22 protein-coding genes are annotated in these 26,516 nt (G+C 46.3%); 10 read left to right on the top strand and 12 right to left on the bottom strand.

Features of this window, described 5'->3' with window-relative positions; genetic code table 11:
* Positions 1-33 precede the first annotated feature (33 nt).
* Positions 34-495, bottom strand: a complete 462-nt coding sequence (locus AT705_RS20620) for a flavodoxin family protein (RefSeq protein WP_058798252.1) — start codon at positions 493-495, stop codon at positions 34-36.
* Positions 496-563: 68 nt separating this feature from the next.
* Here AT705_RS20620 and soxR point away from each other — a divergent pair, with 68 nt between their 5' ends.
* The 4 genes from soxR (at position 564) to AT705_RS20600 (ending at position 4,938) form a co-directional block, all read left to right on the top strand.
* Positions 564-1,091 carry a redox-sensitive transcriptional activator SoxR gene (gene soxR, locus AT705_RS20615; protein ID WP_420492126.1) on the top strand — a complete coding sequence of 176 codons (528 nt, stop codon included), beginning with the start codon at positions 564-566 and terminating at the stop codon, positions 1,089-1,091.
* Positions 1,088-2,875, top strand: a complete 1,788-nt coding sequence (locus tag AT705_RS20610) for a DUF885 domain-containing protein (protein ID WP_058798251.1) — start codon at positions 1,088-1,090, stop codon at positions 2,873-2,875. The genes soxR and AT705_RS20610 overlap by 4 nt, the downstream gene beginning before the upstream one ends.
* Positions 2,876-3,047: 172 nt before the next feature.
* A complete protein-coding gene (locus AT705_RS20605; protein ID WP_157576938.1) occupies positions 3,048-4,022 on the top strand; it encodes a hypothetical protein in 975 nt (324 codons plus the stop codon).
* Between the two features lie 454 nt (positions 4,023-4,476).
* Positions 4,477-4,938: a GyrI-like domain-containing protein gene (locus AT705_RS20600; RefSeq protein WP_058798249.1), complete on the top strand. Its 462-nt coding sequence runs from the start codon at positions 4,477-4,479 to the stop codon at positions 4,936-4,938.
* Here the strand turns inward: AT705_RS20600 and AT705_RS20595 are convergent.
* Positions 4,935-6,428 carry a DUF3612 domain-containing protein gene (locus AT705_RS20595; RefSeq protein ID WP_058798248.1) on the bottom strand — a complete coding sequence of 498 codons (1,494 nt, stop codon included), beginning with the start codon at positions 6,426-6,428 and terminating at the stop codon, positions 4,935-4,937. The two genes, AT705_RS20600 and AT705_RS20595, sit on opposite strands and share 4 nt — an antisense overlap.
* A 309-nt stretch (positions 6,429-6,737) precedes the next feature.
* Between AT705_RS20595 and AT705_RS20590 the strand changes: the two genes are divergently transcribed.
* Complete coding sequence (locus AT705_RS20590; protein ID WP_010380653.1) at positions 6,738-7,229, top strand: malate synthase; 492 nt, start codon at positions 6,738-6,740, stop codon at positions 7,227-7,229.
* Positions 7,230-7,482: 253 nt separating this feature from the next.
* Positions 7,483-9,618, top strand: coding sequence for a cation:dicarboxylate symporter family transporter (locus AT705_RS20585; RefSeq protein ID WP_208856798.1), 2,136 nt, complete (start codon positions 7,483-7,485; stop codon positions 9,616-9,618).
* Between the two features lie 67 nt (positions 9,619-9,685).
* Here the strand turns inward: AT705_RS20585 and AT705_RS20580 are convergent, their stop codons facing one another.
* From AT705_RS20580 to norR, 10 genes are all read right to left on the bottom strand, one after another.
* Complete coding sequence (locus tag AT705_RS20580) at positions 9,686-10,066, bottom strand: DUF1294 domain-containing protein (protein WP_058798246.1); 381 nt, start codon at positions 10,064-10,066, stop codon at positions 9,686-9,688.
* A 78-nt stretch (positions 10,067-10,144) separates the two neighbouring features.
* Complete coding sequence (locus AT705_RS20575) at positions 10,145-12,325, bottom strand: exonuclease domain-containing protein (protein WP_058798245.1); 2,181 nt, start codon at positions 12,323-12,325, stop codon at positions 10,145-10,147.
* 78 nt (positions 12,326-12,403) lie between these two features.
* A complete protein-coding gene (locus AT705_RS20570; protein ID WP_058798244.1) occupies positions 12,404-13,096 on the bottom strand; it encodes a hypothetical protein in 693 nt (230 codons plus the stop codon).
* 151 nt (positions 13,097-13,247) lie between these two features.
* A complete protein-coding gene (locus tag AT705_RS20565) occupies positions 13,248-16,571 on the bottom strand; it encodes a response regulator (protein ID WP_058798243.1) in 3,324 nt (1,107 codons plus the stop codon).
* Positions 16,568-17,782, bottom strand: coding sequence for an ABC transporter substrate-binding protein (locus tag AT705_RS20560; RefSeq protein WP_058798242.1), 1,215 nt, complete (start codon positions 17,780-17,782; stop codon positions 16,568-16,570). The genes AT705_RS20565 and AT705_RS20560 overlap by 4 nt, the downstream gene beginning before the upstream one ends.
* 83 nt (positions 17,783-17,865) lie before the next feature.
* Positions 17,866-19,122, bottom strand: a complete 1,257-nt coding sequence (locus tag AT705_RS20555) for an adenylate/guanylate cyclase domain-containing protein (protein ID WP_058798241.1) — start codon at positions 19,120-19,122, stop codon at positions 17,866-17,868.
* Between the two features lie 42 nt (positions 19,123-19,164).
* Positions 19,165-20,001 carry an ATP-grasp domain-containing protein gene (locus AT705_RS20550; protein ID WP_082669097.1) on the bottom strand — a complete coding sequence of 279 codons (837 nt, stop codon included), beginning with the start codon at positions 19,999-20,001 and terminating at the stop codon, positions 19,165-19,167.
* 151 nt (positions 20,002-20,152) lie between these two features.
* Positions 20,153-20,638 (bottom strand): bacterioferritin, encoded by a 486-nt coding sequence (gene bfr, locus AT705_RS20540; RefSeq protein WP_058798238.1) that lies wholly within the window; start codon positions 20,636-20,638, stop codon positions 20,153-20,155.
* A gap of 3 nt (positions 20,639-20,641) precedes the next feature.
* A complete protein-coding gene (bfr, locus tag AT705_RS20535) occupies positions 20,642-21,112 on the bottom strand; it encodes a bacterioferritin (protein ID WP_010380638.1) in 471 nt (156 codons plus the stop codon).
* Positions 21,113-21,310: 198 nt separating this feature from the next.
* Positions 21,311-22,891 (bottom strand): nitric oxide reductase transcriptional regulator NorR, encoded by a 1,581-nt coding sequence (gene norR / locus AT705_RS20530; RefSeq protein WP_167552014.1) that lies wholly within the window; start codon positions 22,889-22,891, stop codon positions 21,311-21,313.
* Between the two features lie 168 nt (positions 22,892-23,059).
* Here norR and AT705_RS20525 point away from each other — a divergent pair, with 168 nt between their 5' ends.
* The 4 genes from AT705_RS20525 to AT705_RS20510 all read left to right on the top strand — a co-directional run bounded on the left by AT705_RS20525 (position 23,060) and on the right by AT705_RS20510 (position 26,325).
* Positions 23,060-23,284 carry a hypothetical protein gene (locus AT705_RS20525; protein WP_058798236.1) on the top strand — a complete coding sequence of 75 codons (225 nt, stop codon included), beginning with the start codon at positions 23,060-23,062 and terminating at the stop codon, positions 23,282-23,284.
* The gene (locus AT705_RS20520; protein ID WP_058798235.1) at positions 23,284-24,501 is read left to right on the top strand and encodes an NnrS family protein; all 1,218 of its coding nucleotides are present in this window, start codon (positions 23,284-23,286) and stop codon (positions 24,499-24,501) included. Before AT705_RS20525 ends, AT705_RS20520 begins: the two co-directional genes overlap by 1 nt.
* Before the next feature lie 60 nt (positions 24,502-24,561).
* Positions 24,562-25,740: an NO-inducible flavohemoprotein gene (gene hmpA, locus AT705_RS20515; RefSeq protein WP_058798234.1), complete on the top strand. Its 1,179-nt coding sequence runs from the start codon at positions 24,562-24,564 to the stop codon at positions 25,738-25,740.
* Positions 25,741-25,836: 96 nt separating this feature from the next.
* Positions 25,837-26,325: a low molecular weight protein-tyrosine-phosphatase gene (locus AT705_RS20510; protein ID WP_058798233.1), complete on the top strand. Its 489-nt coding sequence runs from the start codon at positions 25,837-25,839 to the stop codon at positions 26,323-26,325.
* The last annotated feature ends 191 nt before the right edge of the window (positions 26,326-26,516 follow it).

Raw genomic sequence — 26,516 nt, 5'->3', positions numbered from 1 at the left:
TAACGCCTATTTTTTAACCAAAAAATCCTTTTTTTATTTGTCTCCCTCATAAGGGTATTGATGGTGAATACGTTCACGGCAGGTCATCCCGAGATACTCACAGGTTTTCTGGATCATCTCAGTGAAGCAAGCAGGTGCAGTCTCATGAATCGAGTTGGATAATATGGAAAACTCCTTGGTGCGCAGCTTTCTCAGCTCGGGCCGCAGTGTTTCATCATCCATAAAATCGGTGATGCGATCGAAAAATGCCTTCATTCTCGGTGTAACGGCATACCAATATACCGGGGATGCAAAAACAATGTGATCATAGTTCAGCAATGTGCGAAATAATGAACGAAAGTCATCATTATAATTGGTGCGGTTATAGCAATAGTCGTTAATGTCATAATCATCGAGATACAAAGCATCGGCCTCTAATTGCTGCGCAAGCGCTCGCACCGATTGCGCAGTGTTACCCTGCTTATTTGAGCTGGAATAAAGAATAATGGACGTCACTGTGGTTCTCCTTTGTGTTATTTGCTGCTAGTCTAAAACCTCAACTAATATTGAGGTAAAGTATTCAGATGAGCGTAATGAACACACCGGAACGAGATGAGCCCAGACTCAGCGTCGGGCAAGTCGCTAAGCGTGCAGATGTTGCCGTCTCTGCACTTCATTTTTACGAAAACAAAGGGCTAATCCGAAGTTGGCGTAATAACGGTAACCAAAGGCGTTACAAAAAAGATGTGTTGCGACGTATCGCCATTATCAAAGCAGGTCAGAAAATGGGCATCACGCTGGCTGAAATCAAACAAACCTTGATGTCTCTGCCACATAGCGACACACCTAGCAAAGATGACTGGACCAAAATGTCCAGCATTTGGCGCACCCAACTTGATGAAAAAATTGCCTACATGCAACGGGTTCGCAGCATGATTGATGGCTGTATTGGCTGTGGCTGCTTATCTATGAGCCGCTGCCCGATGTATAACCCGGACGATATGGTTGCCCAGGCGGGCAATGGGGCTGTACTCATCGACAACCCAGAACAGGCAAAAAACGTGAAATCTTGTTATGATATGGAAAATCACAATAAAGGAACAAGCGAATGAAAAAAACGGCGCTCAGCCTTTCTCTGGCAGCCATTTTTGCACTGACTGGTTGTGCTCAGACTACGACTCAAACAGATGCTCAGCAAGCCAGTTCAGTAGCCAATCAACAAACCAATGAAACAGCATTCAAAGCGTTTTCAGATCAGTTTATTGAACAATACTGGCAACAATATCCAGAACAATCTATGTACTATGGCTATGGTAAATATGATGATGTCATCACCATCCCGGATGCTGCGAGTCGTACAGCCAGCCTGACCTTTATAGATACGCAGTTAGCAAAACTACACACTTTTGACTTAACAAAGCTCAGTGCTAGTCTCAAAATTGACTATCACCTGATAGAAAACAGACTCAAAAGTACCCGGTGGGAAATCGAAAAGTTCAAAAGCTGGCAATGGAACCCCAGTCGCTACAATGTCTCGTACGGCTTCGCGACCATTCTGAACAGCCGCTTTAAGTCTGAAGATGAAAAACTTCGCCTGGTCTTTGATCGACTCAATTATGTACCTGCGTACTATCACGCAGCACAAGCCAATATTAACGATCCTACTTTGGAATATACCCAACTTGGGATCCAGCAAAATAATGGGGCATTTAGCGTTTTAACTGACGACTTGTTGACCCGGGTCGATGCGCTGAGCACCTTTAGCGAAAAAGAAAAAGTAGAATTCAAACAACGCTTTGCCAATGCCAAAACAGCCATTCATAGCTACATAGATTTTCTGACTGCGGTTGAGAAAAAGATGCAATCTACTGGCAAAACCCGAAGCTTCCGGATCGGTGAAGAACTCTACGAAGAGAAGTTTGCGTTTGATATTCAGTCGGGTTACACGGCAAAGCAAATGTACCAAAAGGCACTTGCGGACAAAGCCCGCGTTACAGCACAAATGATCAAGTTAACCGAGCAACTTTGGCCCAAGTATTTTCCGAATACAACACGCCCGGAAAATGATGCCGAAGCCATCGCCACCCTCATCAAACACCTGTCTCAGCGCCATGTCGAGAAATCTCAGTTTGTTGACGAAATCAAACGCCAGATCCCCGAACTGGAACGCTTTGTGATGGAAAAAGACTTACTGACACTAGATCCTGAGAAACCGCTGGTTGTGCGCCAGACACCAGATTATATGCGTGGCTTTGCACTGGCGTCGATTTCGGCACCGGGACCTTACGAGAAAAAAGAGAACACCTACTATAACGTTGAGCCACTGGATGGACTGACGGATGAGCAGGCAGGTTCAATGCTACGTGAATACAATCACTGGATTTTACAAATTCTGAATATTCATGAAGCAGTCCCAGGTCACTACACTCAGCTGGTTTACTCTAATACCTCTCCATCCCTGGTGAAAAGCATCTTTGGTAACGGTGCCATGGTTGAAGGCTGGGCTGTGTATACAGAACGCATGATGCTCGAAGAAGGATACGGCAATTTCGAGCCTGAAATGTGGCTAATGTATTACAAATGGAACTTGCGTGTTATCTGCAACACTATCCTGGATTATGGCATTCAGGTTAAAGGGTTCAGCAAAGAACAAGGTCTGGATCTGTTAATGAACGGGGCGTTTCAGGAGCGAGCTGAAGCCGAAGGAAAGTGGCGCCGGGCAACGCTCAGTCAGGTTCAGCTTACCAGTTATTACAGCGGATTCCGCGAAATTTACGATCTGCGCGAAGAACAAAAGAAACAATTGGGCCAGGATTTTGACCTCAAAGCCTTCCATGAAGAGTTTCTCAGTTACGGCAGTGCGCCAGTTAAGTTCATACGTCAACTGATGAACTAAGCCCTGATGCCGGGTTGAAAGATCCGGCATAAACCATTGATTTAGAAATTAATACCCCACAAATATTCGTCTTCATCTCTGCTCCGCCAAATAAATTAGTCAAAATAATTGACCAAACACATCACCGGCGCTACATTTTATTTTCATTAAAACAACATGTAAGGCCACAGGAATGACCCCTATAAATACACTTACCCGAACTTTGCTCCCGCTATTTCTTAGTGCATGTACCATTACAGCGTATCCAATCAACGCCGAAAATATCCCAGAACTGGCACTCCAAGGCACCGACCATACCGTCACCGTAAGCTGTGAACATGATCAGCAGGCACTCAGGCGCATGCTCGACTATCTTCATGCCCTGTCATTTGACATGACGGTCGAATTTTCGGGTCAGTGCATGGGGCCAATTCTCATCGAACGTGATGGGATAACACTGGCGGGCCTGGATCAACAAGCAGCGTCGGTCAAGCTCAGCGACAGCGATGAACAGCAAAGTGCAATACGCGTCAAATCAGCAATATCCACACTTAGGAACTTTGCAATAGACACTCCAAAAAATGCGCTGTCATTGCACGTTGACGCCAATGCAACCGTCGCAATAGATGGACTTACAACAGCACATATTTTTGACCCAAAAGCTCCTTTTTACCCCTTTTTTGCGGATGAAAACAGCACGATCCATGTGAAGAACCACAGAGGGTTACAGTTAAAGGTATCCGGCAGTTCAGCAGCTAACCTCATGGAGGGCAACCGTCAGGTGGCATTAAATGTCACCGATACTTCCATGGCCCGCTCAACCAGCAGTAATCAATTTGATGATGTTGAAGTGTCAGGTAACGGCTATTTTCTGGGTGACAACCAATCCAGCATTAAACTGCTTAAGATTTGGAGTAAAGGCGTGGCTGAAGTGAACAACCAAAGCTCGGTTAATGAAATCATGATGGGTGGCCAGACTCTGTTCGCGGCATATAGACAATCGAACATCACAGGACCCTACAGACTATGGGGCAATGTAGTCTTCGAACTGGAGCACTCTTCTGCGACCGGGTGGCAATCCGTTGACAAGCCAAACTCAATCATCTCGGGTCACAATGCAACAGTGAACGGCGTTTTTTATCCGGATTGGGATTGGCATGGCCAATAATACTGATTAGCAAAATCATGGTGTGGGGACCATTGCGGTCCCTGATGAAATTATCATTATGGATATTTTATTCCCCAGTAGCTTGCCTAAAACCCACACTATGTTAATATTCGACCGTCTTATTAGTAGTCTAAGTGACTATTAAATATACATATAATACTAATCTATCTTAATGCTCGACCAATAAAGGTTAATTCTGCAGGTCACTGTGTAAAAACGTCTCAGTTTTAACTTGTCATACGAGCCTGGACTCGCCACATTTTTACCCGGTTGTCACAAAGAGTGTCTTGGCAAAATTGGTTATTTCATTACGTGGATTGGTTTAAGTTGCACTCTCCGCCTCTCCTGGGAAAGGCTAATAGTCATGCTAAATGGGTGACTGTGTCAGAAGACAAGGACAGATATTCGGAGTAAAGCAATTTTCGCGACATACGACGAGTAACCAGGGAATCTAATGGAAGTTAAAACGTTCACTTCACGCCAATTAGTGGGGATCAGTACCCGCACCAATAATCACTATGAGCAGACCGAAGGAGAAGGTCAAATAGCCCAGCTTTGGCAAACATTTAGCCAACAATACGCCCCTTTATTACCAGAAGGCAGCACACTCTATGGCATCTATTCAGGCTACGAGTCAGATCATCATGGAGACTTCGACGCTATGGCTGCCTGCGATGCCTCTTTATTGACGGCACATGCTGACACAGATAAAACACTACAAGTCCAGCAGCTAGATGGCGGACGATACCTGAGTTTTGCGGCCCAGGGCGAAATGCCGCAAACAGTCATTCGCCTGTGGGAGCTTGTCTGGCGCTACTTCGAACAAAGTGACTGCCCATACCAACGCGCCTACCATCAGGATATAGAAATCTATCACCAAAGTGATGAAGTAGAAATTGCTATCTCTATCCGTTAGTCATAGCAACCTGGTTGTCGGGGGCAAGCTTTACCACGTGTACAAATCACGCGTACATCATTCGCTATCCCCCGTTCTATCCATTTGATATTTAAGATTTTAGCCACACTTTGCAATTGCTTTTTCAAGTGCCAGGGTACCACACTCGCACCGCCTTGCTTAATACACAGTGCCTGCAGCTCTTGTACCACTTCATTCGCATCCAGCCCCTGCGCTGCAATCGCCGGGTTTAAATCTATTCCGGCACAAAGCACATGGGGATTATCCGCCACGTCATTCACTTTGATAGACTCACAGCAATAAAGCCGGGGTTGATTATTCACATTGAGCACAGACAGTTGTGCGCTGGCTTGCATGGCCTGCTCCTGAAATTTGCGAAACACAGCCCAGTGCTGGCATGGATCTGCAACACTGCGCATATTTCCCCAGGGCAAGGGGATGCCATTGCCGCGATATACCGCTTTGAGTTTGCCAGGCAAATAGGCGTCAAAGTAATGCCAATGTGGGTAAGGCGAAGCAACGGTCATCCTGCGCATAGCCACCGAGGGAGAGATCCCCAGCGCCTGATGTATGTGCGTTTCATAGCCATATGAATCTAACAATTGTCGATAAGCCACTTTAGGACACAACAATGCACCGGCAAAAAAGCTGGACTCAAAATCATGCCACGCAGAAAGAATATCTTGCGCATTTGGCGCAGACTCATCCGCATTGGTTCCGCCACTCACTCCTCCAGAGCCGAGCACACATTGCAGTCCATCTCTGTTGTGTAACACCGCATGACCCAAATGCACAGCCAAGTCGTATTTAAGTCTGGGCTGGTTTTGCAATAACATACGATTGACATGTACCTCATTCGGCGGGGCAAAATAAGAGGTAATGACACGCTGAAACATATGTCCACTTTCATCGATAACCTCTCCCGGCGCTTCATCAAACCAATGCACCACAAGACCCTGTGCTTTGAGCATGCTCAGCAGAGTATCCACATTCAAATAGAGATCTTTACCACCAACTTCTTCTGCTGCACGTTCAAGATCGGGAAAGTGATTTTGGTGATGTTCCTGATGAGCGCGGATCAGCAGATGAGCAAACTGGCGCCCGCTAATCCCGGTCTGAGACAACATTTCCGGGATGGCTATTTGTAAAATTTCATTATCAAATAAAAAGTTAGGTTCCAATGCCATGCCACTGATCCCACCATGGCGACCTTTTTGTGGCGTGATTTCATTTACTTCAGGCTCATTGTCCAAAAACCACTCTACTGGCTTTTGAAACACCTCAGCCAGATTCTCAAGCATATCACTGCTGGGCGTGCGTTTACCTCGCTCAATCATAGACAGATAGGATACCGATGGCGCCGATTGTGGATCAAAGCGAATACATCGGGCAGATAGATCCTCAAGTGTTAAGTGATTTCGCTTGCGTAAATTACGAATTTTGGTGCCCAGAAAGTGTGACTTTCTCATGAGTTCTGAATTTTTTTTCACCGCTTCATTCCTGTTTACGTCTGTAGGGTGCCTGAACGCTTATGCCTCACTACTATGCCACAGCACATGGTCAGACCAGTTTTTGTAAAATTTACACTGTAAAATTCTTTTTGTGAAATTTATCGATTTTTTTTCATACACTGAATTTGTCAACAGAAGCTTCTGCGCCCTACCGGGACTAAGCAGGTAATTAATAATAGTAGCGATATTTTGCCTTGTGACGACAACAGGTGATTCGACCAACAACTAAGTCATCACCGCACACAGCCAAGCTTATATCGGGTAACATTGGTAACTGGGAATACACACATGAAAGCACAAATTCAGCAAACAGAATTAGAAAACACCAGCACAGAATGTCAAAAGCTGACCGTCGCAAAGCAGTACCTGGATCAGCATTGTCCTTTAGAATTCGGCTCTCATAAAGAAGTAAGCTCTTACGTCGTTTACTACAACCATTTAATGGTGTTCTTTGCCGATGGCCAACATTGTGGTCTCAAAAATTCCAAGCAATTCGTTGCTTTATGTGGTCATCGTGAATCTCCCAGTGCGCTATTGTTGAAAAAAGCGGACGGCATGCACATTGAACTGAGTTTTGACACGGGCTGTGAGCCTCGTCATCATGACCGCGCCCACCTGAACGATGTTCAGTACGAAACACCACTCAGTGCCGTAACTGGAGAAGGTGAAGCAGGCAGTCGTATGTGGATGAGTTTTGTGTCCGGCGTGCAATATACCTTAGTGACACAACAAGACCGTAAATGCTATCGCGCCAAAAATGGCGAGGATTATCAGCTATAACCCAGTGAAGTTAGACTTTCCGCCAGATCGGACATAAGTAAAGTGCTCGCAATCATGCGAGCACACGGCTGATAGCCTTTGTTAACCCCACCTAAAGCGTTGCGCTCCTCAGCCAGTTACAATTACAAAAACCTCAGATGTCAGTAACGCATTCAGATTAATTTCAGCTAACCTCAATATAATCTCGCTCTTTTTTATTGCGCACATGGGGATTATGAAACTCGTTATCGATTGGTTAAGAAGCATTAACTGGATGCTCTGGGCATTGTTATTAGGTATAGTGTGTGGCCTTATTTTTGGTGAACGGGTGGCATTTTTAAAGCCACTCGGCGAAGGGTTTGTCAAACTCATGCAGATCACCATATTCCCTTATATCGTTGTCAGTCTGGTAGTAGGCCTGGGCAAATTTAACCCGGATCAGGTTAAATCTATTTTAATCAAAGCAACCACAGTCATGATCAGCCTTTGGCTGGTTGGTTTAGCTGCTATCTGGGCGTTTTCACTTACCTTACCCAGCCATGATGCGGGCACTTTTTTCTCTCCAGCGTTGGTCGCCAGTGCCCCCGACGTTGACTTTGTCAGCCAGTACATTCCCGCCAACCCCTTTGCTTCTATGGCTGAAGGCAATGTGCCTGCACTGGTCATATTTTGTATTGCGCTGGGGCTGTCTTTAATTTCCAACGGAAAAAAGAACAATCTGCTGGATGTGTTGGAAGTTGTTGGCCAGGGATTGTCCTTGATTTCGAAGAAAATCATTAAACTCTTTCCTATCGGGATCTTTGCGATGACCGCCAGCACTGCAGGTACCATCAGCATGGAAGAGCTGAACAACTTACAGATTTATCTGGTTCTGGTCACCTGCCTGGGTGTTTATCTGATGTTTGCCTTGCTGCCTATGCTAGTCGCGGCGTTAACCCCGGTAAAATATCGCGATCTCGTTATGGTGATGCGCAATGCCTGGATCACCGCATTCAGTACGGGCAATGTCTTTATTGTCCTCCCAGTGATCACTGAAGGAATAAAAACGCACCTGGCAAAAATAAAGCGCAGTGATGAAGAGTCAGACCACATTGCAGAGGTGCTGGTGCCCATCGCCTATACCTTTCCGAGTCTCGGCAAACTGACAACATTGATGTTTGTTACCTTTGCAGCCTGGCTTACCGGCAGCCCGGTTACCCTGGAACAGATCCCCAACGTCACGCTGTCTGCCATGCTGAGCTATTTTGCAAACGTACATATCGCCATCCCTTACCTGCTGGACAGCCTGAAAATTCCGGCAGACAGTTATCAGCTTTATCTGTCAATGTCAGTGCTGACAGCCAAAATAGTGTCGCCAACAACTGTGATTTACATTTTTTCCTTTGTGTTACTGAGCATCTTTTACACCAAACGTCAGCTACATTTGAAGCGGATACGCTCCCTCTATTACCTGACTTTGCTCAGCACCCTGCTACCCGTTTTTATGCTGCTGAGCTTCACGGCCAACAACCACCTGGCCCGTGATACTCAGGCAGCGGATGAGATCATTGCCAATATGGTGGTCTCTGATCAGGTTCCCGCCGAAGTACTCAATCATGTGCCTAAAGCCTACCAAAGCGGCGAGCTGTCTTTGACGAACATAGAGGTGATCAAGAAACGGAATTTATTGAGAGTGGGTTACCTGGTCGATAACGTTCCATTCAGTTACTTCAATCAAAAAGGTGAACTAGTCGGATTTGATATCAGTTTGGCACACAAACTGGCGGCTGATCTGAATGTCAAAGTTGAGTTTATTCCCTTTAAAAAAGCCCAGCTTGCAGAATATCTTAACAAAGGCTTCTTTGACATTGCGATGTCGGGGCTGGAAATCAACGTTGCGGACCTCAGCCAGATCAGGTTTAGTGATCCCGTCCTGGAATTACAGTTAGCCTTAATTGCCAAAGACCACCGGCTTAAACAGCTAGCAACCCGGGAGCAAGTGATAAACTATAATGAACTGCGCCTTGCACACGTAGAGTACACCCCGTTGATGCAGGACCTGGCAAAAAAATATCCGCACATTCAGGTATCCGCATTATCCAATCACCAGGCCTTCTTCGAGTCTGACGGACAGTTCGATGCCATGGTGATCAGCGCCGAGGCTGGATTTGCCTGGAGCATGTTCTACCCCGAATTTGGTGTGGTTGTGCCTAAAGGCGCGCAGCTAAAATACCCAGTGGGCTTTGCAGTTGCGAAGCGCAATCTGGATATTCTGAGCTATGTTGATGCCTGGCTGAGCATACAGAAAAGCCAGGGACAAATAGACAAAAGCTACGACTACTGGATCCTCGGAAAAGGAACCCAAAACAAACAACATCGCTGGTCTTTAATGGACGAGCTGGACTACGACTTTGACTTAAAACTCAATTAATCAACAGGTGGCAGGCCTTTGCCTGTCACCCTCCTGACAACAGACAGATTCAATTCAGCGCTTGTCATTACATCAAGTAGCTGATCAGCACACATACAAAAGCAATCACCTGAAGCAGTTGCAGGGTCAATAACTTTAATAAAAACGGAAGCTTGATGGTTTTATGCCTTAAAACCGACATGATCTGCAAAGTCGCCATGTGTAACGAGCTGGCAGACACGATTAACAGCAAACGCTCCGAGATTCGTTCTGTGCCTTTTTTAGACAGCGCTTTGTCTCTTCCATACACCCCAAGTACGATAACACAGGATAGCAACAGATATGCAGGGATAGACCAGGCAGGTAAGGACAGCGCAATCACACAGGGCGTAATGGCGAATACCATTAGTATTGCAGACAACCCCCAGGACACCTGTAATAAAGAATACACAAAATACTTTTTATACATGCTAACGACAGCTCACTCAGAACATGGCGAGAAATTTACACGAAACACCTTAAACAAATATCCCCTGCACGCCTTTTGTTATGAAGGCTGCAATTGTTGATCAAGCCGTTGAGCGTTAATCATGATAAATAACTCTGCCGTTGCCTGCGCGTCAGCCATGGCTCTGTGATGTTGAGTCAGCGAAATCCCCAATTCAGCGCAGACTTTATTTAATGCGTATGATTTCAGCCCCGGCAACCACTTCCTGGCCTGTTGAACAGTGCACAATTTAGGCTTTTGAAAGGATTGTTCAAGACGGGCAAATTCCGCTTTAATAAAGCCCATATCAAAATTCACATTGTGCGCCACAAATATCGCATCTTGCATAAAGTCCTCTACTTGCTTAGCAAGGTCAGAAAAATATGGCGCATTTGCGACCATCTCGTTACTAATACCCGTTAACTCAGTGATGTATTTAGGGATCCTACGTGTTGGATTAACCAGGCTCTGCCATTGATCAACGACCTGACCATCAACGACCTTCACCATGGCAATTTCGGTAATACGATCAAACTCTTTCTTACCTCCAGTGGTTTCAACGTCGACCACGACATAAGCCTGTTGTGGTGCAATCTGCCAGCATACTTGCTGAATATCCACCTTAAATCCGGACTCCATGAGCCGCCTAATTGTCACCAGCTGATTGCGTCTGAGACTATCTCCGGGTGCTTTGACCTCAACAAATGAGACATCATCGCCATTCATACAGATCAGATCCGGATAACCATCCCTGAGCATTTTAAAATCTTGACACATTGCGAGCAGATGCGTTTTAAGTGCTGCGATAGGAATAATCCGGGCCACCATCAGCACGAGATCCAGTGTTGAGCGATGCCAAAAGACCAACCTGTTCGGCTTGCCAAAGTGCGCAGTGGCCTGACGCAGCAGCCAATCAAATAAACTCTGGTTATCCAAGATTGCGCCGAGGATCTGCTCAATCTCCTCGCTATGTACCTCATAAAACTGATTATATTTCAAACTTCGCGGCGTTAAATCAAATTCATTACTCGGCGCACTGGCTGTGGATTCATAAAGCACAGGCCAGAAGGCTAAAACAAATAACATGCGCCAGAACTGATTTTCACCATGATAAGCATTGCAGCCCTGACGATGATACCAGGCAATTGCCCCTTGTTCAGGATACCCGACATAGGCCTCATCGAGTGCGATAGGCGGGCCGCTTTGACGCAGCATATCTGTCAGTACAGAGGTACGCTTGGTAGTAAACTTCAGCGCTGAGAAATCTTCGGCAAATAACAGCAACTCTTCATTTTGAGGACAGGACAACACCGCTTCCAGCTGAGTCCGGCAAGCATCATGTTCCCCGGCGGCATATAAGGCACGAATATACTTTTCTTGTGACTTGGGATGGTTACTGAGCGCAAGCATGGCCATTGCGAGCTCAGGTTTATCTGGCTCCAGCTGACAAGCCAGCTTGTGTGTCAGATCATCTCGCCTGGCATGGGCCATTGGTCCCTCTGCAGCTGGCACCCGCGCTTGACTGATCTGCTCAGCCAACAGTGCTTTACTCTCTATATCTATATTATTCAAATGTTTACACTGACTTAGATAAAAATAGGCACTTTGCGCCTCAGCCAGTTCAGAAAAGTGTGCGTTGCCTGTCGATATGCCTTCACGTGTTTGCATGACACCCAGATCTCGTAATGAAAACTGCTGCAACGTCCCCCCGAGTTTGCCAAAAAACAGGAATAACCAGTATTCAAATTCCGCTTTGATTGGTGCACAAATGTGCGATTCAAACACCGATGTGCCAGTCAGGGCAACGCTTGCACTCAGTGTCCGGACAAATTCAATCCACAGCGCTTTTTTTGCAGATTTAGTCGGAGCCGTACCCGTTATTTTTCCTGATGATGCCAGTTCGACGACAATGCTCTGCAACTGCTCTTTCGTCAGTTCATCCAGCAGTGCACCGCTATCCTCCGCATGCGCTGTATTAATCAATCCCCTGCTCTGCAACTCTCTCAGCGCCGCATCAATATCCTTAATTTCTGAGTAGTTCAGCTGTGCTCGGGTTACAAATACCCGCTTGCGATTAATAATACGCAGCAGCAAACACAGGCAATTCTCATCAAGGGCGCGTAGTTCTGTGAACAGCGACTGCTGCGATGGTGTTAGCAAATGAATACTGGTTTTTGAAATAAATTCCTGCAATTCATAGAAGTGGGTAAGATAGTACTTTTCTGGTAACGCTTTTAACATAAACTCTCGACTCTAAGTGGCCTCAGCGCGATTTCATTTATGTGCTGAGGAAAATGGCGCTTCAAAGTTAAGTAATCATCAAAAGAGTTCGTTAAAAACGTCCTCGAATTGTTCTCCATTATTCAATCTTTCTAAGCCACTGTACATGGTCTTTGGGTTCATCGGTTTAACAGCCATTAATGATGCCTGATAGTACTCAACCTTAGTATTTGGGAAGTCACTCAGATAAAACACCGACTTAATCTCAGCAAGTTCATCATGTGTCAGGTCGATGTTTTCTAATAAAAATGGGGAACGATAGTCCACCTGGATCCCTGTTCCTTCAATAAACCAGGCAGGTAATTGAGTGAACTCAACAAGCAGGTTTGTTCGGTGTCTGACTTCAGCATGGACAAGCTCATGGGCGACAACATTTGCATTGAGCCCCTTGGGACCCAGAAAAATACACTCTCTAAAAAAGCCAGTACTTTGCATGCCTGTCGGGTTAAACCCAAACTTTGCATATTTGGTTTCTGCGGTCGCGATAATTCTGGGGCCAGAAGTAGGTGCACCATAAACATGGGACACTCTTTGTACAGCACTCTGGATAGCATGAGCCAGGTTAACTTGTTGTCGGCTGTCGATACTTTGATCAATATATAAATTGGGAGACACTTCATTGAAATCAGTAGTGCCTATTAGTTCGCAAGCAATTGCCTCTTTCTTGAAAAAACCACAGGCCGCAACAAACAATGAGATTAAAACAACAGCGACTAACTTAACTATCTTCACTTATTTTCCCACAACTGATTGCAATATCGTCACCAGAGTAGCCGCTTTAGTAAACTACCCAATGATCCCAAGCCGTATACTATTCAGGTAACTTAACAAGAGTCAAATCACCACGCATGCTACGTAAGTATATTGACAGGAGGCTATTACATTATTCTTCTACCACGATATGTTCATAGTCGAGGTGCTTTTTCAGACAAGTCAGTAAAGCCTCTATTGATACAGGTTTACTTAAATAATCATTCATACCGGCTTCGAGGCACTTCTTCTCATCACCCACCATCGCATTGGCAGTGAGCGCCACTATGGTAATGTCTGTGTTTGACTTACCCGCCTGTCCTTTGCGAATGGCTTTGGTGGCATGAAAGCCGTCCATTTCAGGCATCTGACAGTCCATCAAAACCAGCGAATACCCCTCTGAGTATTGGTATTCTCTTAGATTACGCAACACCTCATTACCATCACTAACAACATCGACAGATTCAATGTCAAGCTTTTGCAACATGCTTACCGTCACAATTTGGTTAACCTGATTGTCTTCTGCTAACAAGATGCGTGGCTTTGGTGCCCATTTTACCGGTGTAGTATCCTGATGCGGATCTTTCATGCTTTTTAGATAATGCGTTGTAACCAAAGGCTTAGCATTAGCGAGCGCCTCACCATCATCAGCAACCACTGACAGCGCATTAAACAGGTCTTCGGTTGTCGCTGGCTTAGGGAAATATCCAGAAAAGCCCAAATCAGCAAAAAAGGATGCATCTCCCTGATGACCTATCGACGTCATCATTATGAGTTTGATACCCTGGAAGCGTTTATCTTCTTTTATGGTTTTGCCCAATTGCGCACCGTCCATATTGGGCATCTGCATATCCAGTAATGCAATATCAAACATTCGACGCTCACCATCATGATGGCGTTTTTCGCATTCAGCTAACGCGGCTATTCCTGAAGAGGACTCAAATACCTGGGCGCCCCAGTGCCTGAGCTGCTGACCCAATACGGTGCGGTTGGTCTGGTTATCATCCACAACCAGTAACTCTAGCTGGGACATGTCCAAGTCTGGAAGCACCTGTTTTGACTGAGCACTTTTCTCCAGCAGTACCATAAAAGTAAAGGTACTGCCTTCGCCTTCGATGCTCTGAACCGACACATCACCGCCCATCAGCTGACACAGTTTTCTGACAATCGCAAGTCCGAGCCCCGTTCCACCGTACTTTCTCGTCGTGGACGAATCAACCTGAGAAAATGAATCGAACAAGGCCGCGCTTTTTGCTTTAGGGATCCCTATGCCAGTATCCGTAATAGCGCACTCGAGGCGCAGCACATTATTATCCTGCTCAATCAGTTTCCCCTGAATGATGACTTCGCCCTGCTCAGTAAATTTAATGGCATTACCAACCAGGTTAGCAAGGATCTGGCGGATCCGGCTCGGATCGCCTTTGGCCATGCTTTCTTCGATATCTAACGTGTCCAGCACAAGTTCAAGCCCTTTACACTGGGCCTGTAACGCTGCGGCTTCGGCGAAGTCTTCAAACATACCTCGCAAATCAAAGTCGAGCATTTCCAGTTCAAGCTTACCCGCATCTACTTTTGAAAAATCAAGTATGTCGTTGATCAGGTTAAGCAGTGAATTGGCACTGCTCATAGCAAGTTTTACTCTGTGTGTTTGTTGTTCGTCGAGCTCATTGCTTAGTAGTAAATTGAGCATACCCAACACCCCATTCATTGGGGTACGGATCTCATGGCTCATAGAGGCAAGAAACTCACTTTTTGCCCGACTAGCCTGCTCTGCCTGACTTTTAGCCTCTGCAAGTGCCCTTTCCTGTGCAATTTCCTCAGAAATATCCTGAATAATCCCCACATAAGCCAACAACTCTCCCTGATCATTGCTCACCGGAGCAATGTGCAAATTGTTCCAAAATGGCTTACCCTGCTTAGTGTAATTAAGAATAACGGTGCGATGTGCTCTGCGCTCTTTAATCGCCTCAATCATGTTGGCTACCGCTTCAGGTGCCGTTTCTTGACCTTGCAAGAACTTGCAGTTGGTGCCTAGTACGTCTTCGCCATAACCAGTAATAGAGGTAAACGCGCTATTGATGAAGGCTAGTGGTAGACCCTGTACTTTCGCATCCGAAATAATAATGCCCACATCGCAGGACTCTATGGCATAGGCGAGCAGGTCATTGTGCTCTTTTGCCTGACTTAATGCCTCCTGGTACATTTTCTGATCTGTGATATCGGTCAAAGAACCAGACATACGAATGGCTTTTCCTGAGTCATTTCTCAGTGCCAGCCCCTTAGAGCGAAAATAACGGTAATCGTTTTGTTTAGTCCGCAAACGAAACTCCACATCAAAGCCGCCATTGCCATTCAAATGCTCTTGCAATGCAGAAAATGTGATGCTTCTGTCTTTTGGGTGTAAGTGTTGCTCAAGTACTTCAAAACGATCTGGAAAGCCAGTATGGTCAGAGGCGCTGTAACCCAATAGCTCTCTGTAACGCGGTGAATAAAATACATCGCCACTTTCAATGTCCCAGTCCCAAATCCCATCGTGGCTGCCTTCAATTGCTAACTTAAAGCGCTCTTCACTTTTCTTAATCTTTTGCTCTGACGTCTGAAGTCGCTTAAACGGATTAAGAAGTAACTGACGACCAAAAAATAGTAACAGCAGAAAAGACAGGGACAAACCAATAAAAATGGCTTGACCGAGCTCTACGATAAAATCAGAGACGCTATCATCTATGGTTGACTGACTGATCATCAGACTGACATGAATGTCCGTGCCCTGTATTTGTGCATTGTGCAGCTCAACGTATTCAGAACCGGGCGCTGCATTACTGTATCCAACCCATTGCCCGGACAACTCAACCGCCAGAGCTTGACTGCTCAGATCCAGCGCCAGAAGATTGGCCAGATCCGTATCAAACTCAGCAACCAGTACGCCCTCCGTGAATCCGTTATATTCAATGGGCACAGCAATAACAAAACTAAATAACTGCTCATTACGATGCAAAATCACGGCGTGAGACAGTCGACCATCAAGTAACTGCTCCAGCCATTCACGCTCTTCTTTCTCAGGATCTAATACCTGACTGCTACGATACACGGGCTCGCCAAGGACATTGTACAAAGAGATCGGCTCCCTTTTTCCCAGGATACGATACTCAGCCAGAAAGTCAGACAAAGAAGCACGCGAAATGTCTGACCCCATAACGCCATTGGCAAGAATAGGGTATTGTGCAAGATCTTTAAGAAGTACCAGGCGGGTGCGTAAAAACTGTCCCAGATTACTGACTCCTAACCGAGCTTCGGTCTGACGGACCTCAGTTTGCACCTTTCTAATGGCAGTATCAGCATGGTTACTGAGCATAACCAGACTTAAAGACACAGACAAAACCAGACTGCACAATAAAAATGCATAGAATGCTTTGTCAGAGCTCATTTTAAATAGCGACTTCACGGCATTATTATTCATTGATTGTTTTGTACCTTGATACTGCCGTCAGCGTTATAACTGGCCATACAGATATCATCGAGGCCCAATGCTTCATGCGCATCAGGCTGTGACTTTGTCCAGGGAGAAAAAGGCTGTTTGTACACTTTAATCAGACCCTGGACTGGCTTCGTCAAGTTCTCCAGCGCATCACGCAACGCCGCTCTGTCTTTTTTGACATCACCACTTAAGGCAATTTGATCAAGCGCGCTAAGCATCACCCGGCCTAAATCATAGCCATGAATGAACCCGGCGGGTGACTGAATAAACTCACCATTGATCACTTTGTCGGGATATGAAGCCACTAACTGCTTCCAGACCTTAGCGGCAAACTCAGAGTGTAATTTTTGCTGGAAAGAGAAACAACTTTGCAAAAAGTGTAAGTCAGTACCCGCGCGCAACTCATCAGCTACCTGCGCAAAAAAGTTACCGCCTGTTATGCCCCAATGGCTGATTATGGCCGGGCGCTGCGCTTGCGGTATTTGCACAATGGCTTTAACCAACTGCTTGCCTTCCAGCGCGTTACCCACAAAAATCACACAGTCATGACCTGCTGCAACAATCTCTCGCAACATGATCTTGGTGGCATTCATTTTCATGTTCCAGTTAAACCAAGTCACGGGGGCTTCCGGTTGTCCTAAGGTACGGGATATGGTCTGATAATTTGACTTCCCCCATGGCGTACGCTCCAGCAACATATGTGATGAACGACACTGCTTTTGCTTAGCAAACTCTACCAGCCTCACTCCGGCTTTGGTGTCGTCAATCGACAATCTAAACACCCAGTTACTGGCGTGCGGATAACGTGTTATCGGCCCGCCTGCAGCCCAGGGGACCAACAGCAAAATACCCTGCTGGTTAATGAATTCACGATGCTTTATATAGGGAGGTGAATGCAAGCCACCAAGTACCAATAATGCACTGTCATCCTGCAAAAAACGCCGCATAGTCAATAAACTGCGATTACTGTTACCACGGTGGTCTTTTTCAAGCAACTGCAGCTTAAACCCCTGAACCTCAAAATTACGTTCCCTGAGTGCGCTATTGAAGCCCATCTTTATGGCCTCTGCTGAGGCGTTATGGCTACTGTAGTCAGAATCATGGTAAATACGCAGAACCGGCCGATCATCCGCGTTTACAAAAGTACTGACAGATAAGGTGCAAAGTAAAATGACTAACAGTATACGTTCCATATAAATTAACGCATTAAGTAACTGATTATTTAAAGTTAGACTATTTCAAAAAGATTGCTTAGTGCAACACCTTATCAATCTTTTTAGTCGGGATAATGGTATACCTCTATCGGCTGACTGCGTCCACTGAGCTCGACTTCAGCAACCCGTTTGAGTTGCGTTAGCTGCGACTGCTTTACACTTTGCTCGCTGATAAGCAGTGGATGCTTCAACTCTTTGGTTTTACTCTCAATGCGTGCAGCGACATTCACGGTATCGCCAATCACAGTGTAGTCCATACAACTGCTGCTCCCGACATTACCCGCTATGGCAACGCCACTATGTATACCAATTCCAATTTTAATGGCGGGTAGTCCTTCTGCAATAAACTCTTGATTTAGCAGCGCCAGAGCCTGCAGCATTTCCCTAGCGGCCTCAATGGCATTTTTGGCATTGTTCGCTTCTTCCTGAGGTGTACCGAACACGGCCATAATGGCGTCGCCAATGAACTTATCTATCATGCCTCGATGAATAAAAATCACACTGCTCATTCGGGAAAAATAACGATTAAGCAGTCGTGTTATCACTTCCGGGTCATGCTGTTCGCACAGCCGAGTGAAGCCCCGAATATCGGCCATCAATACAGTGACATTACGCTTCTCTCCGCCAGGTTCGATGTCTATATCACCGCGTTCAACAGCTTTAACCAATTGCTCAGGCAAATAACGCAGTAACCGCTCACGATGGCGTAATTTGGTATAAGTTCCGGTGATATAACTGGACAGAGACCACGCAAGAAACCCGGAACAGATCATGATTACTTGCTCATGGATCTCAATCGCTCTGGCAGTGTGACTGTGCTCCAGCACCAAGGTTCCTGTGACAACACAGCACAAAGTAGAATAGTAGATAATCAACTTACCCTGACGAAACGCACTCATAATATTGAATAGTAACAGTACGCTCACCAGCATTAGTTCGAATTCGGTCTGGTGCAGATCCTGCAAAAAATGCTTAAAAACGTCTAAAGACTCGACCTCGAGAGAAACGACGAGAATGATCGCGTAATCAAACAGAATAGACACATATTTTAGCCAGGGTTTATATCCTTCAGAACTGGCCCAGTGCACCACCAAGGCACACCAGCAGATCACCACCGCAATGGTGACTAAGTCGACTACCACCAACGTTGTGTCCCAGCCAATACTGTATAAACCAATTATCAGCTCTGTAACAAACAAGGCAATCAGGCCATAAAAACGCAGCTTGTTCACATGGAGTTCCATCTCCATTTCTCGTCTTTGATAACAATCGGTCAGCAGCTTGTCAAAACTGCTGTCTATGTCCTTTAACCATTTCATCAATCAGCTCGGCACGTTAGCAGGATTACCAACAGTTTAGCCTTAAGTGACGCGATTATTTAGCTTCAGCAACATGTTTTTGTACATGCTGGCGACCGCCGAGGGGCCAAGTTCTGGATTATCTATAATCAAGTGATTGAATTTAGGAGAGGAGTTTAGCTCAATCAGATAAAATTGGTCATCCTGCCCGAGAATAATATCAAAACCAACAAACCCGATATTTGCCAATTCAAACACAGGCTTAACAAACTCGAACAAGGCGGTGATCAATGCCTCGTCTTGCTCAAGCGTGGCCACTTCATTCTTTTCCCAATAGCGCACATTAAACGTCTGTGCCATCCCTCTTTTATATGCCAGTAAAGGTTCACCAAAACCGCAAACCAGACGATATTCGGCCTTGTTTTCGACATATGCCTGCGCCAACGCAAGGTAATCATAGTGCTTTGACTGACCATTAAATATCTCAGTAAAGGCGGCAATAAGTGATGCCTGATCGCGACACAAATGGACATTCACCCCCAGTGCACCACTGTTACTTTTCACCACCACCGGGTAACCAAACTGGCGCTCGACGGCCACAACAATCTCATCCATGGTTTGATATTGCAGATAGTGCTTGTACTCATCCGGCACATTTGGATCGAGAAATGAAAGTGTTTCAGGCATAGCGACAACTTGATTAAACGCCTGATAAGAGTGCATTTTATCCCTGCATATACCGTAGATGGATTCGGAGTTAAACGGGGTTTTATTTAGTTCAAAGTACTCGGCGCCATGATTAAAGTACACCCTAACCAGATTTTGTTCGTTATCGATGCATTCGTATCTCATCCCCAGCTGTTTACATGCCTCAATCAGGCAGGCGACCTGTCTCTCCAATTTACTTCTCCGTTTCGGGGCGCTATGCCACCTGTTGTCATGGCGGCAAGTATCCCTGCGAATCCGCCGTTTGGCAAGCCCATGACTGAGTTTAAATGGGCATGAAAAAAGGAGGCAAAGCCTCCTTATAGATAGCGTTGTAACCTTATGCTCAGGTAGGATCCCCACCTGACATCTGGCTTTGAATATAGTTAGGTAAACCCACAAGTTTAATCAGGCCAATGTGTTGTTCCAGCCAGTAAATATGATCCATTTCCGTGTCATCAAGCAGCGCTTCAAGCATCTCGCGAGACACATAATCCTGCTCTTCTTCACACACCGCAATCACCTTTTTCAGGTGATCTTTAACGGTAATCTCTGCGGCCAGATCGTTTTCCAGCATTTCCTGGACGTTTTCACCGACTTTGATCGGTGCCCTTGAAGCGGTATCGGGTGTGCCTTCAAGGAATAAAATGCGTTCAGTAATCCGCTTTGCATGATCCAACTCTTCTTCGTATTCATGTGCCAGCTTATGGTGCAACTTGGACAGGCCCCAGTCTTCATACATTTTGGAATGAGCCAGATATTGGTCCATTGACGACAACTCCAGGGTCAGCTGTTTGTTGAGTAAATCAATTACTTTTTGAGAACCTTGCATGTCTTACTCCTCAATTTGCGATTGCAGATAGTTTTCTATGCCGCAGTTTTTGATGAGGAATTGCTGAGTTTCCAGCCAGTCAACATAATCTTCCTCATATTCCAGGATATCTTCGAGCAACTCGCGACTGACATAGTCCTGCTCTTTTTCACACAACTCAATGGCACTGCGTAACACCGGAAGCTGTTCCATTTCAAACGCCATGTCACAGCTGAGCATTTCTTCGGTATGCTCACCAATGCGGAGCTTTTCCAGGTGTTGAAGGTTTGGCAGGCCCTCCAGGAACAAGATCCGCTCTATTAAATCATCGGCCTGCTTCATGTCTTTGATGGATTTTTTATAGGCTTTCTCATTGAGCTCTTCAATGCCCCAGTTTTTCCACATGCGTGCGTGCAAAAAGTACTGGTTAATAGATGTCAGCTCGAGTGTTAAAACCTGATTTAGTGCTGCTATTACTTGCTTGCTACCCTGCATAGGGCCCCCTCAATAAGGAATAGTTAGACGCCTTATAAAATTAGAACAAAATCACAACTTAGCAAGACCGATTAAAACTAATAAATTACTTAATATATTCTTTTAAAATAAACAACTTATAAACTTAGTAAGAACAATTTTCATTGCGAATAACAGTCCTTATTTCGTTACTTCATTTTTAAAAACACCCGTAGCTGATCAATTCAGCTTTTTGACTGTTTCTATTCCCAGACGTTTTGCCAGACGCACCAGGTTAGTCCGGTCAACCGACAGCTCGCGCGCAGTTGCAGCCCAATTAAGTGCATTGGCCTGCAAGCGGGCCTTGATCAGATTCTTCTGGAACGCCTCTGTAGCTGCCTTGAGCGTTTGTGCTGAGGAGAGTTGCACAGATGCAACGTCCTTATTCTGACCACCTGCCAGCACATCTGTACCATTTTCACGCCACTGAACACTATGCGTGACATCGACCTCGACAATAGCCTCCTCCCGGGTAAGATGCTTTGCCTTCAACGCAGCACGGCTGAGGACATGTTCCAGCTCACGTACATTGCCGGGCCAATCATGTTCTCTTAATTGCTTAAGAAAGCGTGCAGAGAGCACTAACTGGCGTACACCCAGCCTTTTGCGCAGTTGCTCAATAAAAAATCCTGCCAGGGGCTCGATGTCCTGCGCTCTGTCTCTAAGTGGCGGAACCTGCAACGGATAGACGCTCAGGCGATGATATAAATCGGCCCGAAAGCGGCCTTCCTCGACTTCCTGACGCAAATCCCGGTTGGTTGCAGCAACGATCCGCACATCAACATACTGGGGCTTGTCCGTGCCAACGGGTTGAATCTCGCCGCTTTGCAGTGCCCGCAACAATTTACTTTGCATACTCAGAGGCAGCTCTCCTATTTCATCAAGAAATAAAGTGCCGCCATGGGCAACCAGAAACTTACCTTCGCGGTGTCTGTCTGCACCGGTAAACGCCCCTTTACGGTGGCCAAAAAACTCGCTCTCGGCCAAGTTTTCACTTAAAGAGGCGCAGTTAACCTGTACAAACGGACCCTGACAACGCGATGAGTGCTCATGAATACGCCGTGCCACCAGCTCTTTGCCTGTGCCTGTTTCCCCCTGGATCAACACACTCAATTCAGAATTAGCGACCAAATCAATATCCTGCTTAAGCCTTTGCATCACCTCACTCTCACCTACCATAGTAAAGCGCTGATGACTTATCTCTCTGAGCATCGCCATACCGTGTCGGGCCCGCTCAGAGAGAGTTGCCAGGTTCAGCGCAGTTGCAAAATGCGCCGCAACCAGCGATTGCAACATCGCTAACATAGGCAGTGCAACTCCTTCAAAGGCATTGGGGGTAAGACTATCAAAGGTGATCATACCCAGTAACTGTTCATCCTGATAAAGCGAAAAGCCCATACAGGCGTGTACGGGCAAAACCCCGGTGGTAGCCAGTAAAAGTCCGTCATAAGGGTCCGGCAAGTCACACCCTGCTGCAAATACCTGAGGCTGTGTCGCGCTGGCTATGGCCGCCAGCCTGGGGTGGTCATTGATCACAAAACGCCTCCCCATGGCCTCAGGCGCTAGCCCCGAGCATGCAAGCGGAAAAGCAACCCCCTGCTCGCAGCGTAATACTGCTATGGCATCGGCTGTGACCACCCCCTGTACTGCGCGCACCAAAGCGTGGCCAAACACGCTGATACCTCCCTCATTCAGGCGGGGAAGTTGCCGTGCCAACTCGGTACTGATACCAAGCAAATGCGATAACGTTCTTTGATCCAAGTCAAAATGACCTATTAAAGTTTTATAGACCCATACAGTATAGGTCATTTTGACCCATCAAGGCAAACATTAAAAAACTATCCCATTGTTTTAATTAGAAATTAAATCTGGCACGCTTCATGCCATTTATATAACCAGTTTGACTCACTCTGCTATGTAAAGGTAACTATGAAACATTATCGCCAAACACTTCCCTATGCCAACCAGTGCCTGATACTCAGCCTAACTGGTTTTTTACTTGCAGTACTTGCCAGCTATGCCTTCGACCACTACCTGTCTTTGTCAGCACTAATTACGGCTCACGTCAGTACAATTGTTTTCGCAACCCTGCTTAAAATCAGCTACGTAATACGCTGTTTGTGCCAGTACAACCTTGGACTGGAGGTGCGCTAATGGCCCTGCTTAACCTCGAAGAGCCAATGTCAGACACGGTAAAATGGTACCAGCTTCAGCATGCCCCTTTGCTTATGCTTGCATTTAGGCCGCTGTTTTTACTTGGCAGCCTGTGGGCCTGTATCGCTATGCTACTGTGGTTTGCCATACTAAATGGCAATCTTAGCTGGTCTAATTCCTTCCCAGCTACGCTTTGGCACGCGCATGAAATGCTGTTTGGTTTTGCCAGCGCCATTGCAATCGGCTTTTTATTTACAGCAGCGAAGAACTGGACGGGCGTCAGCACACTGAGCGGCTGGCCTTTGCTGGGGCTTTGCCTGATATGGATCAGCGCCAGAATTGTCGCATTCAGCGCTGATCAGCCACTACTGTGGCTGATCATCTTACAAGGTGTATTCTGGCTGATTGCCATCTGCCATTTTAGTTGGGTGGTGCTTCAGGTACATAACAGCAAAAATTACCTGTTTGTGCCTGTACTGGCACTGCTGGCAACACTGAACCTGGTGTTTATTGTGATGCTCGACCAGCACGCTTTTGAACTAGCAGGCCTGCTTAGTCAAATGGCTGTGTTAGGTTTTACATTGCTGATCAGCATACTGGGTGGTCGCGTCGTGCCATTTTTTATCTCTCGCGGTTTGGGATTACAGCAACAGCAGCGTACACCAAAGCTCGATAAACTACTCATGTTAGTGTCACTGACTGGTCTTGGTGGTTTTTTTGCTCACCATTTTCTTCAGCTCACTGTTGTACCTGGTTATCTGCTTATCCTGGCTGGACTGTTACACCTCATACGCGCTGTCATGTGGTTTCAGCACCGCATATTCACAGTACCCTTACTCTGGTCCCTGTATCTGGCTTATCTGATGATGGCTATAGGCCTGGTTGGATTCGGCGCAGCCTACTTTAGCAGTGTCTGGCAGGCCAAAGATGCCCTTCATCTGATCACTGTGGGCGGTATGGGCATGATGATCCTGGCAATGATGTCTCGGGTAGCACTAGGCCATACGGCCCGCCCTTTAACACCGCATCCTCTGATATCAGTGGCATTCCTTCTTATTGCACTCAGTGCACTGTTCCGAAGCCTGCTTGGTGATCACATTGGCCCACATATGGCCTGGCAACTGAGTGCCCTGATTTGGTCTGCCGGTTTTGCGCTGTTTGTCTTTTTCTATGGCCCCATGCTGGTGCGCAAACGCGCAGATGGACGTCGCGGTTAATTTTCTCATTTTTATGTATGTATACCTATTCACTGTGAAGTGAATTCATTAGGAGTTTTTATGCTTTCTCAACGAACAATTACCCTGGTTAAACAGTCTATTCCCTTACTGGCTAACGCTGGTGTTGAGGTTACAGAACACTTTTATCAACGTATGTTCGCTCACAATCCTGAGCTACTCGATATTTTTAACCTCAGCAACCAACGTTCAGGCAGACAGCAGTTTGCGCTTTTCAATGCCCTGGCCGCTTATGCGACCTACCTGGATCAACCCGAGGTCCTGACTGACGCTATTGCCCGGATCAACCATAAACATGCCAGTCTCAGCATACAACCACATCACTACCCCATTGTCGGAGAGCACTTGCTCGCTACTTTACGTGAGATGTTTCCGCAACAATTTACAACAGAGGTAGAACAAGCCTGGGCTGAAGCCTATGCATTCCTGGCCGATTTGTTCATTACCCTGGAAGAAGGCATTTATCGACAAGCTGAACAACTCAACGGTGGCTGGCGAGGCACACGTCGTTTTTGCATCAGTAAAATTGTCAGCGAATCTGAGCTGGTGAAGAGTTTTTACCTAAAACCCCTCGATGCGCGGCCTGTAATGCCCTATCAGGCAGGACAATTCCTTGCCATTCAATGTCATATCCCGGGAGAAAATCATCAGCAGATCCGGCAGTACTCTTTGTCGCATACCTCCAATTCGCAGTTTTACCGCATTTCCGTCAAACGGGATAACCTGGTTTCAGGCTATTTACATCGTTTGCGTGAGGGTGATGAACTGGACGTTATGCCGCCTGCGGGGGACTTTGTACTCAGGCAAACACCTGTACCTAAGGTATTAATCAGCGCTGGGGTTGGTATTACGCCCATGATGTCGATGTTACATACACTGGCAGAGCAGGCATTTAATCAACCACTGTACTTCCTTCATGCGTGCCGCAACCCGGCACAGCACAGTTTTCAAGCAGAACTGGCCTGCGCGGCTGAATCGCTGTCGATGCTCACGACCCATACCTGGATCGAAGAAAATGAGCATGATCAGATCTGTGAAAAAGTTCATGCCGGGCGTATGCGCCTTGCGCCGCTGAGTGCCTCACTGCCCATTGAACATGGAGAGTTTTACCTGTGTGGTCCAACGCCTTTCATGGCTGATATTAAACAACAACTGATTGCGCTGGGTGTTGATAACTCACGGATATTGTATGAAGTATTTGGCCCGCATGAGAGCCTGTGATTCATCCAGGTATTGCCATAAAAGTCTGATATGATGGAGAACACTTGGGGCTGTGGTGCTCTGGCAGCCCTTAATTAACTGTAAAAGGACCCTTCTATGAGTGATTTCTTTCATGATACTAAGCCGGCCAGAGTATTAGTCGTCTGTATGGGCAATATCTGCCGCTCTCCCACGATGGAAGCGGTATTAAAGCACACAGCAACGCAACAGAGAGTCAATCTTGAGGTTGATTCTGCGGGCACCATTGCCTATCACCAGGGTAACCCACCTGACAGGCGCAGTGCAGCAGCTGCGCATAAACGAGGGTACAACCTGTCATCAATCAGGGCCAGGCAAGTTCAGCCACAGGACTTTGAGTATTTTGATTTGATCCTATGCGCCGATGAGCAAAACCTGGCCGATCTGCACGCTAAATGCCCCGGGCAATACCAACACAAACTTGCCTTGTTTTTACGCTATGGTGAGCAGCCGCATGACGAAGTGCCAGACCCCTATTATGGTGGCGGAGACGGATTTGAGCTGGTGCTCGATTTAGTTGAACAAGCGAGTAATAATATTATCACCAAATTAAGCAAGCTCGGTTAAACAAGCACACGCAATAACCCATCAGCAAAGTGCACCACCCGGTGGCTTTGCTGCCAATCAACACGCAACTCCTTCCCCATCCGCATTGACTTAAATCAATGATTAATTTGATTATATTATTTCTCATTGTAAGTTTGTGGCACATCAAACTGAGTGCTGAATCAAGGCGAAACCACTCCACAAAATACCCC

The organism is Pseudoalteromonas rubra (assembly GCF_001482385.1).
GTDB lineage: Bacteria > Pseudomonadota > Gammaproteobacteria > Enterobacterales > Alteromonadaceae > Pseudoalteromonas > Pseudoalteromonas ardens.
This window is presented reverse-complemented; position numbering and strand designations above follow the sequence as displayed.